The organism is Achromobacter marplatensis, assembly GCF_002209535.1.
GTDB classification, from domain to species: Bacteria; Pseudomonadota; Gammaproteobacteria; order Burkholderiales; family Burkholderiaceae_B; genus Achromobacter; species Achromobacter marplatensis.
The window spans coordinates 579,066-595,943 of sequence record NZ_NJIG01000001.1; the positions used below are offsets into that span (position 1 = coordinate 579,066).

The 16,878-nt window shown below is 66.5% G+C and carries 15 protein-coding genes; 5 read left to right on the forward strand and 10 right to left on the reverse strand.

The window, feature by feature from the left end:
• Positions 1–26: 26 nt before the first annotated feature.
• A complete protein-coding gene (locus CEY09_RS02520) occupies positions 27–1,673 on the forward strand; it encodes an arylsulfatase (protein WP_088587403.1) in 1,647 nt (548 codons plus the stop codon).
• 83 nt (positions 1,674–1,756) lie between these two features.
• Complete coding sequence (locus CEY09_RS02525) at positions 1,757–4,297, forward strand: fused MFS/spermidine synthase (RefSeq protein WP_088587404.1); 2,541 nt, start codon at positions 1,757–1,759, stop codon at positions 4,295–4,297.
• A 3-nt stretch (positions 4,298–4,300) separates the two neighbouring features.
• On the opposite strand, the gene CEY09_RS02530 is transcribed toward CEY09_RS02525, so the two are convergent.
• From CEY09_RS02530 to CEY09_RS02540, 3 genes are all read right to left on the reverse strand, one after another.
• Entirely contained in the window at positions 4,301–4,714 is a 414-nt protein-coding gene (locus CEY09_RS02530; RefSeq protein ID WP_088587405.1) for a hypothetical protein, read from the reverse strand.
• A 214-nt stretch (positions 4,715–4,928) separates the two neighbouring features.
• On the reverse strand, positions 4,929–5,549 hold the full coding sequence (locus tag CEY09_RS02535) for an FMN-dependent NADH-azoreductase (RefSeq protein WP_088587406.1): 621 nt from the start codon (positions 5,547–5,549) through the stop codon (positions 4,929–4,931).
• Complete coding sequence (locus tag CEY09_RS02540) at positions 5,546–5,992, reverse strand: GNAT family N-acetyltransferase (RefSeq protein WP_088587407.1); 447 nt, start codon at positions 5,990–5,992, stop codon at positions 5,546–5,548. The genes CEY09_RS02535 and CEY09_RS02540 overlap by 4 nt, the downstream gene beginning before the upstream one ends.
• A gap of 95 nt (positions 5,993–6,087) precedes the next feature.
• Between CEY09_RS02540 and pdxR the strand changes: the two genes are divergently transcribed.
• A complete protein-coding gene (pdxR, locus tag CEY09_RS02545) occupies positions 6,088–7,515 on the forward strand; it encodes a MocR-like pyridoxine biosynthesis transcription factor PdxR (protein ID WP_167389997.1) in 1,428 nt (475 codons plus the stop codon).
• Positions 7,516–7,518: 3 nt separating this feature from the next.
• On the opposite strand, the gene CEY09_RS02550 is transcribed toward pdxR, so the two are convergent.
• Positions 7,519–7,998: a carboxymuconolactone decarboxylase family protein gene (locus CEY09_RS02550; protein WP_006222089.1), complete on the reverse strand. Its 480-nt coding sequence runs from the start codon at positions 7,996–7,998 to the stop codon at positions 7,519–7,521.
• Positions 7,999–8,136: 138 nt separating this feature from the next.
• Complete coding sequence (locus CEY09_RS02555; RefSeq protein ID WP_088587409.1) at positions 8,137–9,420, reverse strand: ATP-binding protein; 1,284 nt, start codon at positions 9,418–9,420, stop codon at positions 8,137–8,139.
• Positions 9,421–9,721: 301 nt separating this feature from the next.
• On the opposite strand from CEY09_RS02555, the gene chrA reads away from it, so the two are divergent.
• On the forward strand, positions 9,722–10,978 hold the full coding sequence (chrA, locus tag CEY09_RS02560; protein WP_088587599.1) for a chromate efflux transporter: 1,257 nt from the start codon (positions 9,722–9,724) through the stop codon (positions 10,976–10,978).
• Here the strand turns inward: chrA and CEY09_RS02565 are convergent.
• Together CEY09_RS02565 and CEY09_RS02570 are read right to left on the reverse strand one after the other, a co-directional pair.
• Positions 10,975–11,763 (reverse strand): enoyl-CoA hydratase, encoded by a 789-nt coding sequence (locus CEY09_RS02565; protein WP_377785515.1) that lies wholly within the window; start codon positions 11,761–11,763, stop codon positions 10,975–10,977. The genes chrA and CEY09_RS02565 overlap by 4 nt on opposite strands.
• A 72-nt stretch (positions 11,764–11,835) precedes the next feature.
• Entirely contained in the window at positions 11,836–13,032 is a 1,197-nt protein-coding gene (locus tag CEY09_RS02570; protein ID WP_088587411.1) for a multidrug effflux MFS transporter, read from the reverse strand.
• Positions 13,033–13,140: 108 nt separating this feature from the next.
• On the opposite strand from CEY09_RS02570, the gene CEY09_RS02575 reads away from it, so the two are divergent.
• Positions 13,141–13,464, forward strand: coding sequence for an Rdx family protein (locus tag CEY09_RS02575; protein WP_006222084.1), 324 nt, complete (start codon positions 13,141–13,143; stop codon positions 13,462–13,464).
• 3 nt (positions 13,465–13,467) lie between these two features.
• On the opposite strand, the gene CEY09_RS02580 is transcribed toward CEY09_RS02575, so the two are convergent.
• From CEY09_RS02580 to CEY09_RS02590, 3 genes are all read right to left on the reverse strand, one after another.
• On the reverse strand, positions 13,468–14,997 hold the full coding sequence (locus CEY09_RS02580; protein WP_006222083.1) for a tripartite tricarboxylate transporter permease: 1,530 nt from the start codon (positions 14,995–14,997) through the stop codon (positions 13,468–13,470).
• 3 nt (positions 14,998–15,000) lie between these two features.
• Positions 15,001–15,471, reverse strand: coding sequence for a tripartite tricarboxylate transporter TctB family protein (locus CEY09_RS02585; protein ID WP_006222082.1), 471 nt, complete (start codon positions 15,469–15,471; stop codon positions 15,001–15,003).
• Positions 15,472–15,636: 165 nt separating this feature from the next.
• A complete protein-coding gene (locus tag CEY09_RS02590; protein WP_088587412.1) occupies positions 15,637–16,806 on the reverse strand; it encodes an MFS transporter in 1,170 nt (389 codons plus the stop codon).
• Positions 16,807–16,878: the final 72 nt, after the last annotated feature.

The following is a 16,878-nucleotide window of genomic DNA, read 5'->3' on the forward strand; positions in this document are numbered from 1 at the left end:
GTCCTACAGGACAAGGAGAGGAAGCGATGAACGCAAGAAAACTGTTGAGCGCGGCGCTTTTCGCCGTGACGGGCCTGGCGGCCCTGGGCAGCGCGCATGCGCAAGCCCAGCCGCCGACCCAGGCCCCGCCGGCCAAATCGGGGCAGGCGGATACGTCGGGCAAGAAGCCGAACATCCTTGTGATCTTCGGCGACGATATCGGCCAGGCCAATATCAGCGCGTACGCGCATGGCGTGGTCGGCTACGAAACGCCGAACATCGACCGCATTGCCAAGGAAGGCATCATGTTCACGGACTACTACGCCGAGAACAGCTGCACGGCGGGCCGGTCGTCCTTTATCACCGGGCAGTCCCCGCTGCGCACCGGGTTGTCGAAAGTGGGCGCACCCGGCGCGCCAGTCGGCCTGCAGAAGGGCGATATCACCATCGCCCAGGCACTGAAGGCCCAGGGCTACACCACCGCCCAGTTCGGCAAGAACCACCTGGGCGACAAGGACGAATACCTGCCGACGCAGCACGGTTTCGACGAGTTCTTCGGCAACCTCTATCACCTGAACGCGGAAGAGGAACCGGACCGTCCGTACTGGCCCAAGGATCCCAACGATCCGTTCGTGAAGAACTTTTCGCCGCGCGGCGTCATCAAGGCCACGGCCGACGGCAAGGTGCAGGATACTGGCGCCCTGAATGCCAAGCGCATGGAAACCATCGACGATGAAACGGTGGGCGCCGCCATCGACTACATCGACAAGCATGGCAAGGCCGACAAGCCGTTCTTCGTGTGGATGAACACCACGCGCATGCACGTCTTCACGCACATCCGGCCCGAGCACCGGGGCAAGAGCGGGATGCCGGGCAACGACTACGCCGACGGCATGTGGGAGCATGATCAGGACGTGGGCAAGTTGTTGAAAAAGCTGGACGATCTGGGTATTGCGGACAACACCATCGTGGTCTACACGACCGACAACGGCCCCAACGCGTTCAGCTGGCCGGACGCCGCCAACACGCCGTTCCGGAGCGAAAAGGACTCCAACTGGGAAGGCGCGTTCCGCGTGCCGGCCATGGTGCGTTGGCCGGGGCAGATCCCGGCGGGCCAGGTCAAGCGCGGCATCGTGTCGGGCATGGACTGGTTCCCCACGCTGCTTGCCGCAGCGGGCGACACCTCGGTCAAGGATCGCCTGCTGGACGGTTGGGCGCCGCAAGACGGCGGCACCAAGTTCAAGGTCCATCTGGACGGCTACAACCAGCTGCCGTATCTGACCGGCAAGCAGGACAAGAGCTCCCGCGACGAATTCTTCTACTTCAATGACGACGGTGTGCTGGTCGGCATGCGGTGGGGGGATTGGAAGGCCGTGTTCTGCGAACAACGGGCGCCCGGGAACCTGAACGTCTGGCAGGATCCGTTTGTCTGCCTGCGGCTGCCGAAGATCTTCAACCTGCGGATGGACCCCTATGAACGGGCCGACATGTCCGATCAGTACAACGATTGGCTGGTCAAGAATGCCTATCTGACCGGTATCGCCACAATGAAGGCGACCGTGTTCCTGGAAACCTTCGTGAAGTACCCGCCCAGCCAGCGTCCGGCGAGCTTCAGCGTCGACCAGGTGCAAAAGCAGGTCGACAAGGCCATCGAGGCCCACTTCGAGGCGATGGAGAAGCAGAAGGCGAAGTAAGGGCAGTGGGCGCCGGATAGGCGCCTCTACCATCCGGGCGGCGCGCGGTGCGCCGCCCGGCGATACGCTAGAGGAACCGCGGCATGGGCATGGGGACGGCGGCAATGGAAGGGCTGGATACGCATCGGCAGCAAGGCGGCGCAGGGACATTGACCACGGTTCGCCCGGCGGCGCTGCTGTTCTTGTCCGGAGCGGCTGCGCTGGTGTTCCAGGTGTTGTGGATCAAGCAATTGTCCTTGGTGGTCGGCGTTGAAGTCAGCGCCATCGCCGGCGCGGTCAGCGCTTTTTTCCTGGGGCTGGCGCTGGGCGGCTGGTTCCTGGGCCGGCTGGCCGACCGCCTTGCCCGGCCCGTCCGCTTTTATGCCTTGCTGGAGGCCGCGGTGGCGGTGTCCTGCCTGGCCGTGACGTGGGTGCTGGCGCATAGCGCCGCGCCGTTCGTCGCGGTGGAATCGGTCAGTGGCGTGGCCGCGTGGCTCATCATCGGCCTGTTGCTGGCCGTGCCTTCTTTTCTGATGGGCGGCACCTTGCCCGTCCTGCTACGCGCGGTCCATCGCCAGGACGCCGGGGCCAGCCGCCGCGGGGGCACGCTATACGCGGTCAACACCTGCGGCGCGATCCTGGGCGCCTTGCTGCCCGCTTTTTTCCTGATTCCCCGCTTTGGCGTGCAGGGCGCTGCGCTGGCGGCCGCCTCGCTGAACCTGCTGGCCGCGCTGGGCGCGTGGCTGCTGGATCGCAAGGCGGGTGGCGCCGTGGCGCCGCCTCAGCTGTCGACGCAGTCGGCCCCCTTGTCCGGCGAGGCCCGGCTGGCCGTGGCGCTGTACGCCGTTGCTGGCGGCATCGCGTTGGGCTACGAAGTGGTCTGGTCGCAGATGATCGTGCCTTTCATGAGCACGCGGGCGTTCGCGTTCGCCATCGTGCTGGCCACGTACCTGGCCGGGCTGGCGTTGGGCGCCGCGCTGTATGCGCGGTTCAGCCATCGCGTGCGCAACCCCTGGCCCGTGTTCGGCGGCCTGATTGCAGGCGCGGGCCTTCTCGCTGTGCTGGAAGTCGCGGTGCTGGGCAAATGGCTGGTGGTCGCGCAGACCTACGCCGAAGCGGTCGTCTATCAATGGACCGGCAGCGGGTTTGCGGGCATGTGCGCCCGCTTCGCGGTAGCGGCGGCCAGCTTCGTGCTGGCGCCCACATTGCTGCTGGGCGCCGCGTTTCCCGCCGTGCTGCGTATTGCCGTGGGCGATCAGCGGGTGGGCCGCGAAGCCGGCGCCGTGCTGGCGTGCAACACGCTGGGCGGCATCGTCGGCACGGTGTTGACGGGTTTCCTGTTGTTGCCGGCCCTGGGGCTGGTGCGCACCCTGGGCGTGCTGGCGGCGATGGCCGCCCTGGTCGGGGCGGTCGCCGCGTGGCGTGGCCGTTCGTCCGGCCCCGCTACGGCAGGCGTAGCGACCGGCCTGATCGGCATGGCGACCTTGGCGGTGGCGGTCTTGTTGCCCACGGACCAGTTCGCGCGCCTGCTGCCGGGCGCGAGCGGCGCGGGGCTGGTGTTCTATGAAGAAAGCCATGGCGGCACGGTCGCGGTGGTGGAACAGGCCAGCAAGGGCGCGCGCTTTCACCGGCTGTACATCCAGGGCGTGTCGAACTCGGGCGATGCCATGCCGTCGTTGCGCTACATGCGTTTGCAGGCGCTGCTGCCGCTGATCGTTCATAACGGCGAGCCCAAGTCGGCCCTGGTGGTGGGCTACGGCACCGGTATCACGGCGGGTGCGTTATCCCAGTACCCGGGCCTGGACAAGCGTGCCGTGGCCGAATTGCTGCCCGCCGTGCTGCGCGCTGCGCCGCGCTTTCAGGGCACCTTCCAGGCCGCATCCGATCCCGGCCTGGACAAGCGGCTGCGCGACGGGCGCCGCGCGCTGCAGGCCAGCGCTGAACAATGGGACCTGATCACGCTGGAGCCGCCGCCGCCGTCCGCAACGGGCGTCGTCAACCTGTATTCGCGCGACTTCTATCAACTGGCTGCCCGCCGCTTGGCGCCGCAGGGCATCGTGGCGCAGTGGCTGCCGCTGCCCACACAGAACGTGGACGACACGCGGGCGCTCGTCGCCAGCTTCATCCAGGTCTTTCCCCATGCTTCCTTGTGGACCAGTGAACTGCATGAAATGCTGCTGGTCGGGTCCATGCAGCCGCTGGAGCTGGACGCGGCGCGCATCCAGGCGCGATTTGACCAGCCCAACACGGCGGCAGCGCTGAAATCCGTGGGTGTGCCGTCCGCGGCGGCTTTGCTGGCCACGTGGGTGACCGACCGCGACGGGCTGGCTCGGTTCGCCGGTGATACACCCGCCGTCACCGACGACCGACCCGGCATCGAATACGCGACCTGGGTCCGGCCGCGCGAGTTGAACCGCGTCCTGCCGGCCTTGCTCGCCGAGCGTACGGCGCCGCCGCTGCCGGGGGCCACGGCAGACCTCCAGGCCGATATCGAACTGGAGCGCGCGCGGCTGGATACCTTCTATCGTGCTGCGCTGGCGGCCTACGCCGGCGACCGCGAAACCTGGGGCAGGGAAATCAACCGCCTGGCCCGCAACGACGGCGACAACGCGTACTACCGGTGGTTCATGGGGTCGGCGCAGTAAGAGTCAACTGCAAACGCGCCGCCACGGCGCCACGCCGCGCGGCGGGCAATAGCCCGCGCATGGGGTGGCGATCGACACGCCGCTCTGGCACCGCAGTTCCGGCGCCTTGTCACCATACGGCACGGTGCCCTGGCAGTCGCAACTGGCCAATCCCGCGCCCGACGGCAACTTCTTGATGAGGGGCGCGGGCGCCGCAGCAGACGCCGTGGTATCTTCGTTGCCATCGTCGCTGTCGACGACCGCCCGCACTTTTGCCGCCGGCATGTTGCACGCCTTGGCGATGGCTTTCACCGATTTTCCTTCGTCCGACATCGCCAGTATTTTCTTGTCGCTGCACGCGGCATGGGCGGGGGAGGGCAACGCGCTGAACAATGCGATCAGCATGATGGCGGGAATCACTGCCCGATACAGGGTCATTGCGTCTCCAGCGTCTTGATGCGATGGTGGGGAATACGCCGTTCGCCTGATGGCGCGGGCTTTTGCGGCCTAGCGTAGTGCGCCGATTTCCGCAGTGTCAATGCGACACGCTTAAATAATCCGGCCGACGGCGGATTAGTTTTCACCGTAACGCCGGATGTGTCCCAACGGCCCGGTAAGCCTGCACGGAGCAGGAATTACCAGGCGCTGCCGCTTATCCCACCAAGAACGGATGCGCGGCAATGGCGGCTTCGGCGCGGGCTCTTGCGGCTTGCAGTGCAGCCTCGCCGCGCGCGGTGCCTTCCACTGAAAAGAACGACACGCTGTGCAGGCCGATGGTGCCCAGCACGTGCTTCAGATAGGGCGTCAGGAAATCGGGCTGGCGGGCCGCGCCGCCTGAGAATTCGCCGCCGGAGGAAATGGCCACATATACCGGCCGGTCGGGCAGGTTGCCGATTTTGCCCTCGGCCGTGATGCGGAAGGTGCTGCGCACGCGCACCACATGGTCGATCCAGACCTTCAACGACGACGGCACGGTGAAATTGTGCATCGGCGTGGCGATGACGATATGCGTCGCGGCCTGCAGAGCCTGGATCAATTGCGCCGACTGCCGCAGCGCGCCGCGTCCCAGCACGTCGTCTGCCGGGTCCGCAGGCGCACTTAGCGCCGCGGCATAGTCCTGGTCCACAGGGGGCAGGGCGGTGGCGTCAACTTCCACGACTGCGGGCGCTTCGGGTCCGGCGGCGGCGATCAGGCGGTCGATGATGCGTTGCGACAGGCGGTGGCTTTCGGCGCTGCGGCCGCGCGGGCTGCAGGTGATGTGAAGAATGCTCATGCGGCAGGGGTGTCCAGAAGCTTGCTGAAACGGATGGCGCTGGTCAACAGGCCTTGGCGGAAGTAGAAGCGCTGGGCCAGCGCGTTGGACAAGCCCGTATCCAGTACGAACTTGGCGCAACCCGCGTCGCGGGCCATGCCGTCCAGCGCCTGCAGCAAGCGGGCGCCCCAGCGGCCGCCGCGCCGCGTGCTGTCCACGACCAGGTCATCTACGTACATGAAGCGGCCGTAGATCAGGTTCTCTTGATAGCGGTAACCCGCCAACGCCACGACCTGGCCGCCATCCACCGCCGCCAGCAGCCGGTAGCTGTCGCCGCGCATGCGGGTGATGCGAGCAACGAAGTCGTCGGCATCGGAAAGATGTGGCCGCAGTTCGCGCATCAGGGGCAGGCAGGCGCGCAGTGCTTCGTCGGTATCGATGTGTTGTAGAGCAGAGTCTGTCATGGGGATTTCACGCGGGGTTCAGGGAGGACAAGGCATCATCGTAGAAAGACCATGACATAATTTGAAGGGCCATAAATTGAACTTTGGACTATGCCATGATTGACCGACGCCCCAAGGACGGATTGCCGCCGCTGGTTCCCAACAGCGCGGATCCGCTCTACCGCCAGGTGTACGAACGGTTCCGCGGCGCGATCACGCAAGGCACGCTTGCGCCCGGCGACCGCATCCCGTCGGCCCGTGCCCTGGCCAAGGAAATGGGCGTGGCGCGCGGCACGATCGAAGTGGCGTATTCGTTGCTGGTGGCCGAAGGCTACATCCAGACTCGGGGGCAGGCAGGCACGATCGTCACCCCGGATCTTCAGCCCCAGGCGCCACCGGCCGCCGTGGCGCCGCCGCCCGAAACCCCCGACGATGAGCACGGCTGGCATCGTCCGTCCGTCATCCTGCCGTTCCAGATGGGCGTGCCGGCGCTGGACGAGTTTCCTCGCAAGCTGTGGGCCCGGCTGGGCGCCCGGCAATTGCGCAGCCTGCAAGCACCCGAGTTGTCCTACCCGCCGTCCAACGGGCTGATGGGACTGCGCACCGCCGTGGCCGCCTATCTGCAAGTGGCGCGCGGCATCCATTGCCAGCCGTCCCAGGTGTTCATCACCTCGGGCTACAACCATACGATGCAGCTGGTCATGCAGGCGCTGCTGGCGCCGGGCGACCGCGTGTGGGTGGAAGACCCCGGGTATCCGCCCACCCGCGCGTTGCTGGCGCAGGCGCGCCTGCAGGCGGTGCCCATTCCGGTGGACCAGGACGGATTGATGGTTGGCGAGGGCGTTGCGCGGTGCCTGGACGCGAAGGCGGCCGTGGTCACGCCAGCGCATCAAAGCCCGCTGTCGATGTCGCTGTCGCTGCCGCGGCGGCAAGCCCTGCTGGAATGGGCCGAACGGCAACAGGCCTGGATCGTGGAAGATGACTACGACGGCGAATACCGCTATGTCAGCCGGCCCTTGCCCGCATTGAAGAGCCTGGATGCACAGGGCCGCGTGCTGTATGCCGGGTCATTCAGCAAGGTGCTGTTTCCAGGGATGCGCCTGGCGTATCTGGTCGTGCCGCCCGCGCAGGTGGGGGCTTTCGACCGCATCTGCCGGCTGCTGTCGGGCACCGCGCCGGGGTTGACGCAATCCATCCTGACGGCCTTCATTGCCGAAGGGCATTTCGGCCGGCACATCCAGCGCATGCGGCGGCTGTACAGCGAACGGCGCAATGCCACGGCGGCGGGATTGACCGCCGCGCTGGGGGACCGCATGCATATCGAACCGCAACCGGGCGGCATGCATCTGGTCGCGCGCATGCAAGGGCAGTTGACGGATGTGCCCTTGGCCGCGCGGATGCTGGAGCAGGGCATGTATGCGCATCCCTTGTCGCGCTGGTCGACCCTGCCGGACCCGCAATCGGGCCTGTTGCTCAGCTTCACGAACATCGCGTCCGAGACGCAAGCCCTTGAATTGGGCCTGCGGATCAAGGCGTTGATGTAGGCCTTAGTTCAGTCCGGCTTTGTCCAGACCGAACGCGGCATCGGCGGAACCCGGTACGGTCCGGAAGGCCACGTTCAGGCGGTTCCAGCCATTGATGGCTACGACGCGGAACGTCAGGTCCGAGATTTCGGCTTCCGAGAAGTGCTCGCGCGCCTGTTCGTACACGTCGTTCGGCACGCCGTGCGCGGGCAGGGTGGTCAGCGCTTCGGTCCAGGCCAGCGCGGCGCGTTCGCGCGCCGAGAAAAGGGTGGATTCGCGCCAGATGGCAACGTGGTGCAGGCGCAATTCACGTTCGCCACGCAGCTTGGCCTGCTTGACGTGCATGTCCAGGCAGAAGCCGCAGCCATTGATCTGCGAGGCCCGGATGTCGATCAGGTCGCCGAATTCCTCGACCACCGGCACCTTTTTCATCGCCGCGCTGAAGTCCATGTACTTCTTGGACAGTTCCGCCGACACCTGGAAGTAATTCAATCGTTGACTCATTTGCCTACCTTTCTGAAGCGCTGTTTTCGAATGGGGGATCACGAAAACACATCATGCGTCAGCCTGGACCAGGCAAAAAGTGCCATAAATGGTGTTTTTTTATAGGCCATCCGAGCACGTGCTGGATGCCGCGCGAGGCTAGCGCAGCGCGAAGCGGGCGCCGCCCAGCGGGCTGTCCTGGATTTCAATCGTGCCGCCGTGGTTCGCCGCCACGCGTTTGACGATGGCCAGCCCCAGCCCGGCGCCGCCGGTGCCGCGGTCCCGGCTTTCGTCAAGCCGGATGAAGGGTTCGAATACGCGTTCCCGGTCCGCCTCGGCGATGCCGCCGCCGTCGTCGTCCACCAGCAGTTCGTAGCCGGCCGCCGTTGCTTTCAGTTCGATCTCGACGCGCTGGCTCGCGTAGCGCACGGCGTTCTGCACCAGGTTCAGCAAGGCGCGGCTCATGTAGCGCGGATGCAGTTCGACGTGCGCCGGATAGCCGGGGCGCACGTGGCACTGGATGCCCCGGGCATCGGCCTGATGGGCGACCAGCGCCAGCGCTTCGCCCAGCCAATCGCACACATCCACGGTCTCCAGCCGGACTGCGTCGTCCGCGGGGCGTTCCAGCCGTGCGTAGACGAGCAGCTCGGCCACCATCGCTTCCAGTTCCGAGATGTCGGTGCGCATGTCTTGCAGGATCTGCCCGCGGCGGGGCAGGTATTGGTCATGGCCCAGCATGTCCACTTCGAACGACAGCCGGGCCAGCGGCGTGCGCAGTTCATGCGAGACGGCGTTGGTCAGGCTGCGCTGGTTGTCGATCAGCGCGGCGATGCGCTCGGCCATATGGTTGAAGCTTTCGCCCACGTGGCGGATGCCCGAGATACGGGACAGCCGCACCCGCACGCTCATATCACCTTGGCCCATCCGCAACGTCGCCTTGCGCAGCGCGTCCAGGTCGCGCCAGATGGGCAGGGCCCACCCCAGCAGCAGGATCACGGCCAGCACCAGGCTCAGCGCCGCCCAGGCGGACCAGGTGATCCACCGTTCCATCGCGGGTTCCAGCGGCAGGCGTACATCCAGCCACTGCACGGGTTCGCCGGGCAAGCGGGTCAGGTAGGTGTTGTAGTCGTCCCGCATGATGAGACCGGTACGGTCCAGCTGCTGTTGCTCATCCGGCGTGAGGGTAACGCGGCTGTCGGGCAGCAGCGTCAGGGTCAGCCCATAGTGCGGCAGCAGCTCATCCAGGATATAGGCCGCGCGAGCTTCCGGGGCGACAGGGTCCAGCTCCTTGTGCAGCGCGTAGATCTGGCCGCGCACGGCGCGGTACGACAGGTCGGCGCTAAGCGAGTCCAAAAGATACCCGAAGCTCAGGTTCACCAACTGGGTCGCCACGCCGTAGCCGATCGTGGCAATGATGACGATGCGCAGCGCGAACTTAAGCATCAGTGGCCTTTCCTGGAGCGCCGCGGGCAAGTGCGTGGCGCGAAGCGGGCATGGGGAAGGAAGGCGGGAATCATGCGGAGACAGCTGGGTAATCGCGCATGCTAGCGGGGTGCAGAAATTGAATTCGTCGAGATTTGTGTGTCAATTGTGAAGATTCGTGCAGTGATTTGATTCGGGCCCATGGTTGCGGCAGCCGGGATCCGGCCGTCAGACCCGATTGAAACTGGCGCGCGCCCCGGCTATAAGCATGAAGAAGGGGCGGAGATCCGGCGCCCCGCCTGTCATCGATCGCCCCTGCACCATGCCGCACCCGCCCCCCCACGACGAGCACGTCGCCAGCAGGCCCGCCACGCACGAGCGCGTGGACCTCGGGCGAAGCTCCTGTCTGGAAGTGTTCCTGGTTTTCCTGCGCCTGGGACTGACCTCGTTTGGCGGCCCGGTCGCGCATCTGGCTTATTTCCGCACCGAATTCGTCGACAAGCGCCGCTGGCTGGACGATTACGCCTATTCGGATCTGGTGGCGCTATGCCAATTCCTGCCCGGGCCGGCAAGCAGCCAGGTCGGCATGGCGATCGGCCTGCGGCGCGCGGGTTGGCCCGGCATGGCTGCCGCCTGGCTGGCATTCACGCTGCCCACCGCGCTGGCGTTGATCGGATTCGCCCTGGGGCTGGCGCATTTCGGCTGGCTGTCGCAGTCGGGTGCGATACACGGCTTGAAGGTGGCGGCCGTGGCGATCATCGCGCAGGCTGTGTGGGGCATGGGCCGCACGCTTTGCCCGGACCGCCCGCGGGCCGGATTGGCGGTGACGGCCGCCCTGATCACGGCCGCGCTGCCCACCGCATGGGGGCAGGTGGGCGCGGTCCTGCTGGGCGCCGTCGTGGGTGGCGCCATGCTGCAAGTGCCGCCCCGGCCCATCCTGGCCAATCGCACCCAAGGCGCGTCGCGCCGCGCAGGCTATATCGCACTGGCGCTGTTTGTCGTGTTGCTGGCGGGGTTGCCCGCGTGGGCGGCGGTGTCCGATTCCCCGTTGGCGGCCCAAGTAGCCGGTTTCTACCGGGCGGGCGCGCTGGTGTTCGGCGGCGGCCACGTCGTGCTGCCGTTGCTGGAGGCCACCTCGGTATCCAGCGGCATGGTGTCCAACGCCGACTTCCTGGCGGGCTATGGGGCCGCGCAAGCCATGCCCGGCCCGGTGTTCGCATTCGCCGCCTTCCTGGGGGCGATGTCGTCGGGCCCCTTATCGGGCTGGCTCGGCGGGCTGGCATTTTTGGCCGTCATCTTCCTGCCGGGTGCGTTGTTGGTAGCCGGTGCCTTGCCGTTCTGGGAAAGCCTGCGCCGGCGGCCCGGCGTGCGCAATATGGCCGCAGGCGTGAATGCCGCCGTGGTGGGCATTCTGCTGGCCGCCCTTTATGACCCGGTCTGGACCAGCGCGATCCTGAATAAGGCGGATTTTGCCCTGGCGCTATTGCTGTTCGCGCTGCTGGTCTATGCGCGCTGGTCGCCCGTCTGGGTGGTGCTGGCCGCCGCCGCGGGCGGCTGGGCCTTGGCCTGGCTCGGCTAGGACTGCCAGCGGGGCGGCCGCTTCTGCAGGAACGCGTCGATGCCTTCGCACGCGTCGGCCTCCATCATGTTGCGCGCCATCACGTCGCCGGCATAGTCGTACGCGTCGGCCAGCGCCATCTGCCTTTGCTTGTAGAACATGCGTTTGCCATAGCGGATGGCCGTCGGGCTTTTCGCCAGGATGTCGCCCGCCAGGGCGCGCACCCGCGCATCCAATTCGGCCTCGGGCACGGCGTCGTTGATCAAGCCCCAGTCCACGGCCTGCGCCGCGTCGATGAAGCGGGCGGTCACCAGCATTTCGAAGGCGCGCTTGGCCGACACGTTGCGGCTGAGCGCCACGGCGGGCGTTGCGCAGAACAGGCCGACGTTGATGCCCGACACGGCGAACCGCGCATTGTCGGCGGCTACCGCCAGATCGCAACTGGCGACCAGTTGGCAGCCCGCGGCGGTGGCGATGCCCTGGACCTTGGCGATGACGGGCACGGGCAAGGCCTGCAGACCTTGCATGACGCTGCCGCATTTGCGGAACAGCGCCCGGTAATAGTCCAACGACGGTTGGCTGCGCATTTCGCGCAGGTCGTGGCCGGCGCAGAACGCGCGGCCCGCGGATTCCAGCACCACGCAACGCACGTCGGCATCGCGCTCCAGCGCATCGATCTCCTGCTGCAGCGCGCCCAACAGTCCTTCGGACAAGGCGTTGAACTGCGAGGGCCGGTTCATGCGCAGCGTCACCACGCCGTTTTCCGCGGTGCGTTCAAGCAGGGGCTGTTCTGCCGAAGTATCCAGTGCCATGTTGTCTCCAGGTCTCCAGGTGGAATATGGAAGACAGGATACCGCCAAGCGCACCGCTTGGCGGATTCACGCCGCCAGGCGGCGGGCCATGCCTGGCGACAGATACAGCAGCGGTACGACGATCACGGCGCCGATCAAGGCCATGGCGGCCTGCGGCGCCATGCCGCTGTCCAGCAGCAACGTCGCGATGACGGCCGAGCCGCTCATCTGGAACAGGCCGTACACCGCCGCGGCCGTGCCGGCGCGTTCGGCGAAAGGCTCAAGCGCCAGGCTCAGGCCCGATCCCAGCGCCAGCGAAAAGCCCACCGTCAGGACGGCGACGGGCAGCATGAAGATCCACGCCGACAACGGCATCCAGGCCCAGGCCGCGGCATGCATGGCCGAGGCCAGCAGCAGCGCCGCCATGCCGACCCGCACCATGGTGTGGCGGCCATAGCGCGCGATGAAAGTCGGGGCCAGGAAGAAGGCCGCGATGTTGATCGCGGCGTTGCCGCCGAACCAGGCGGAAAAGCCCAGCTCGGTATATCCCAGCTGCTGCACCAGCACCACCGGCGCCGCGGAGACGAACACGAGGATCATCGCCATGCCCGCCATGCCGAACATCGCGAAGTACAGGAACCGGCCGCTGGCCACGATAGGCAGGTAGCGGCGCAGGCTGTAGAGCGCGCCGCGGGGCTGCGTGGGCGCCGCGCGGGTCTCCTCGAAACGCTTGGCCAGCAGCACGGCCAGCGCCAGCGCGAACGCCACCATGAACACGAAAGTGCTGCGCCAGCCGGCATGCACGGCCAGAACACCGCCCAGCATGGGCGCCAGCGCGGGCACGGAACACAGCGCCCCGTTCAGGTAGCTATAGACGCGTGCGCCCACAGCCGGGCTGAAGCGGTCACGCACGGCGGCAAACGCCACCAGCGACGCCGAGCACGCACCCAGGCCCTGGATGATGCGGGCCGCATAGAACACCTCTAGCGACGTGGCCGCCGCGCCCAACGCGGAACCGGCCAGATAGGCCAGCGCGCCACCCAGGGCCACTGGCCGGCGGCCATAGCGGTCGGCCAAGGGGCCGATCAGCATCTGGCCCACCCCGACGGCAAAGATGAACAGGGTGATGCTGGCTTGCAGCGCGCTGACCGGCTGGCCGAAACCATCGGCCATGGCGGGCAGGGAAGGCAGGTAGATGTCGATGCCCATCGGCGTGAGCGTGACCAGTCCCATCAGGAGACCGATCAGCCAGCGTTGGCTTCGGGAAGATGCAGCAGACTTCATGGCAGGCTCTGGGCGCATTGCACGCCCGGGAAAACCCGACATTATCCATGAATGCGCGGCCCGGCCGAAGCCGGGACCCCGCAAGGCGGGCACAGTAGAATAATTGCCATGAACACGCCCGCCTTTCGTCCCCGTATCGTCATCCTGTACTGCACGCAGTGCCAGTGGCTGCTGCGCGCCGGTTGGATGGCGCAAGAACTCCTGTCCACGTTTTCGACCGACCTGGGTGAAGTGGTCCTGCAGCCCGGCACCGGCGGCATCTTCCAGATTACCTATAACGGCGATCTGATCTGGGACCGCAAAAGCGATGGCGGATTCCCCGAAGCCAAGGTGCTCAAGCAGCGTGTGCGCGACCGCCTGGATCCGGGGCGCCCGCTAGGCCATATCGACGGTCATACCGCCGGCCCGCTGGCAGCGCCTCCGGACGCCTGACGGCTACGCGGCGGATTTCGATTCCTGCAACGCCGCGCGTCCCTTGTTGCGTTGGCGCACCGCCGACACGATCAGCAACGCGATCAGCGCGACGCACGCCAGGATGAAGCCCAGGCTGATCGGGCGCGTCACGAAGATCGACAGTTCACCGCGCGACAGCAGCAGGGCGCGGCGGAAGTTCTCTTCCACCATCGGCCCCAGCACGAAGCCCAGCAGCAAGGGCGCGGGTTCAAACCGCAACCGGATCAACGCATAACCCGCTGCGCCGAACACCGTCACCATGCCTACGTCGAACAGGTTGTTGTTCGTGCTGTAGACCCCCACGCAAACAAAGAACAGCGCGGCAGGGAACAGGTAGCGGAACGGCACGGTCAGCAAACGCACCCACATGCCGATCAACGGCAGGTTCAGCAGCAACAGCAACACGTTGCCGACCCAGAAGCTGGCGATCAGCCCCCAGAACATGTCGGCGTGTTCGATCATCATCTGCGGACCCGGCTGGATGCCATGGATGATCAGCGCGCCCAGCATCAAGGCCATCACCGGATCGCCGGGGATGCCCAGGCTCATCGTCGGGATGAAGCTCGTCTGCGTCGACGCGCTGGTAGCCGCCTCCGGACCCGCGATCCCTTCAATGGCGCCGCGTCCGAAGCGGCGCGGCTCGCGTGCCACCTTCTTTTCCACCGCGTAAGAGATGAACGATGCGATGGTCGGACCCGTGCCCGGCAGGATGCCGAACGCCGCGCCGATGGCCGTGCCGCGCACCAGTGCGCCCCGCGACTGCTTGATGTCGCCGGCTTCGGGCCGCATCGACTTCATGCTGATCTTGCCGGTGGTAATCTTGCTGTCGCCGCCGATGCGGTTGATGTTCTTCAGGAAGTCCGCCACGCCGAACAGGCCCATGGCCAGCGCCACGATCTGCAAACCGTCGGAGAGCTCCAGGATGCCGAAGTGAAAGCGCATCGTGCCGGTGTTGACGTCGGTGCCGACCACGCCCAGCAGCAGCCCCACGACCACCATCGCCACGCCTTTGATCGCCGATCCCTTCGCCAACGTGGCGCCGGCCAGCAGGCCCAGCATCATCATGGAGAAATACTCGGCGGGGCCGAACTTGAAGGCCACGTCCACCAGCATCGGCGAAAACAGGATCATCGCCAGGATGCCGACCGACGCGCCGCAGAACGACGAGAACATCAGCATGAACAGCGCGGACCCGGCCTTGCCGTTGCGCGCCAGCGGATTGCCGTCCAGGCAGGCCACGGCGTGCGACGCGGTACCCGGCAGGTTCAGCATGATGGAGGTGATGCCGCCGCCATACTGCGAGCCGTAGTAGATGCCGGACAGCATCACCAGCGCCGCGGTCGGCGTCATGGTGTACGTCAACGGCAGCAGGATGGAAATGGCGGCCAGCACGCCCATGCCCGGCAGCACGCCGATCAGGTTGCCCATGAACACGCCGAACACGGCCCACATCAGGTTGTCCAGCGCGAACGCGACCGAAAACCCGTGCATCAGATTATTGAAGATTTCCATCGATCAGCCCCAGCGGAACAACGGAAACTGCAACTGCAGCGCCCACGAGAACACGGCCACGCCCAGGATCGTCACGCCCACGGCAAGCAGGGCAGCGCTGCGCCACGTGTGCTGACGGTCGCCCATTGCGGAAATGAACACCAGGACGAAGGTGGCAGGAACCAGGCCGCCGAACTTGCCGACCAGGATGAAGGCCAGCAAGCCGCCAATGATGCAGCCCCAGCCGCGCCATTCGGGCGGCGGAACCTCTTCGGCGTCTTCTTCGGCCGTGGCAGGGGATGCGGCCATCTTGGCGATGATCAATCCCAGCATCACCAGCAAGGCGCCCAGGATCGCCGGGAACATGCCCGGCCCCATGCGCGCAAGGCTGCCTAGCGTATATGTGGATGCCTGAGCGATAGCGCCCAGGCCCAGCACGATCATCGTGCCGGCGGCCCACGCCTCGCGCCGGACGGCGCTGCGTTTCGATTGCATTTGGTCTAGTCCTCCCGTTGTTGTGCTTTTGTCTGACTGACGTCTGAAAAAAAGCTGACATTGCAATGAATGCGGGAGTCTAAAAATCCAAACTTCCGTTCACCTTTCAGGCAAGCGGAGAATCGGGCCGAGGGCGATATTTATGCGGAAAATCGCGGGAAATCCCTAAGATCCGCGTGCCGCGGATGGCGGACGGAAGCGAATCGCCATGCCGAAGAGCACGAGGCAGATCAACGTCATGAGGATCCACGCAGGCGTCAGGTCGGCCAGGTGTTGGCGGATGAGGCCGGCGGCGAATGGAAAGAGCGCAGCGATCAAGTAGCCCACGCCTTGCACGAACGAGGCCAGCCGGCCGGCTTCCGCCGGCGTTGTTGCATGATCCATGGCGACGATCAGCGATAAGGGGAAGAGCGCGCCGATGCCCAGCCCCGCCAACACGGCCGCGGGCCAAGCCAGGGCGGCGGGCGCCGCGATCAGGCCGATCAAACCCAGGAACAGCGCGCCGATCGCCACGAACAGCGCCGGCCGGCGGTCAGGCAAGCGGCCGATGCATAGCGACACCAAGAGGCCTGCGGCGATTTCCGCCGCGGTCACGGCGCCCAGCAACTGGCCCGCCGACACCGGGGTCCAGCCCAGCGCGGTGTAGTAGGGCGGCAGCCATGCCAGCACCAGCGTGTAGGCGCCCGTGCCCAGGCCGAAGAACATCGCCAGCAACCAGACGCGCGGGCGCGGCGTGCGGATGGGACTGGCCGCGCCCTGGGCGGCTGGCGGGTTCGGCGATGCCCGGTTCACCAGCAACCAGACGGCCAGCGCGATGGCGGCGGGCACGGCCCAGACCGCCAACGCCTGCAGCCAGCCGGCGCGTTGCGCGAGCACCGGCGAGGCCACGCTGGCCACGGCGGCGCCGCCCATGATCGCCGTTGAATAGATGCCCATGATCGCGCTGCTGCCCGCCGCGAAACGGGTCTTGATGTAGATGGGCAGCAAGGCTTGCGTGACGGCAATGCCCAGGCCGGCAACGACGCCGCTGGCCAGCATCAGGCTGGTGTGCCCGGCCCACCAGCGGCCCGCGGTCGCGGCGGTGACGAGCACCAGGCCCAGGGCGACGCCGAGTTGTTCGCCGACCAGGCGGCGCAGCGGCGCCACGCTCAAGGCGCCCAGGCCCATCACGAACACGGGCAGGGCGGTCAGCAGGCCGGCGACGGTGTCGGACATGCGGGTGGCGGCTTGCATCCAGTCCAGCAATGGGGGAACGGAAGCCAGGACGGGACGCAGGTTCAGGCCGACGAGGATGATGGTGGCGATGCGCCAGACGTTGAGACGGGGGAAAGACACGGTTGCTCCAAACCCGGAACAGGCAGCCGCATGCGGCGTGTTCCGGTAAACTATCTTGGCATCAAGATATTT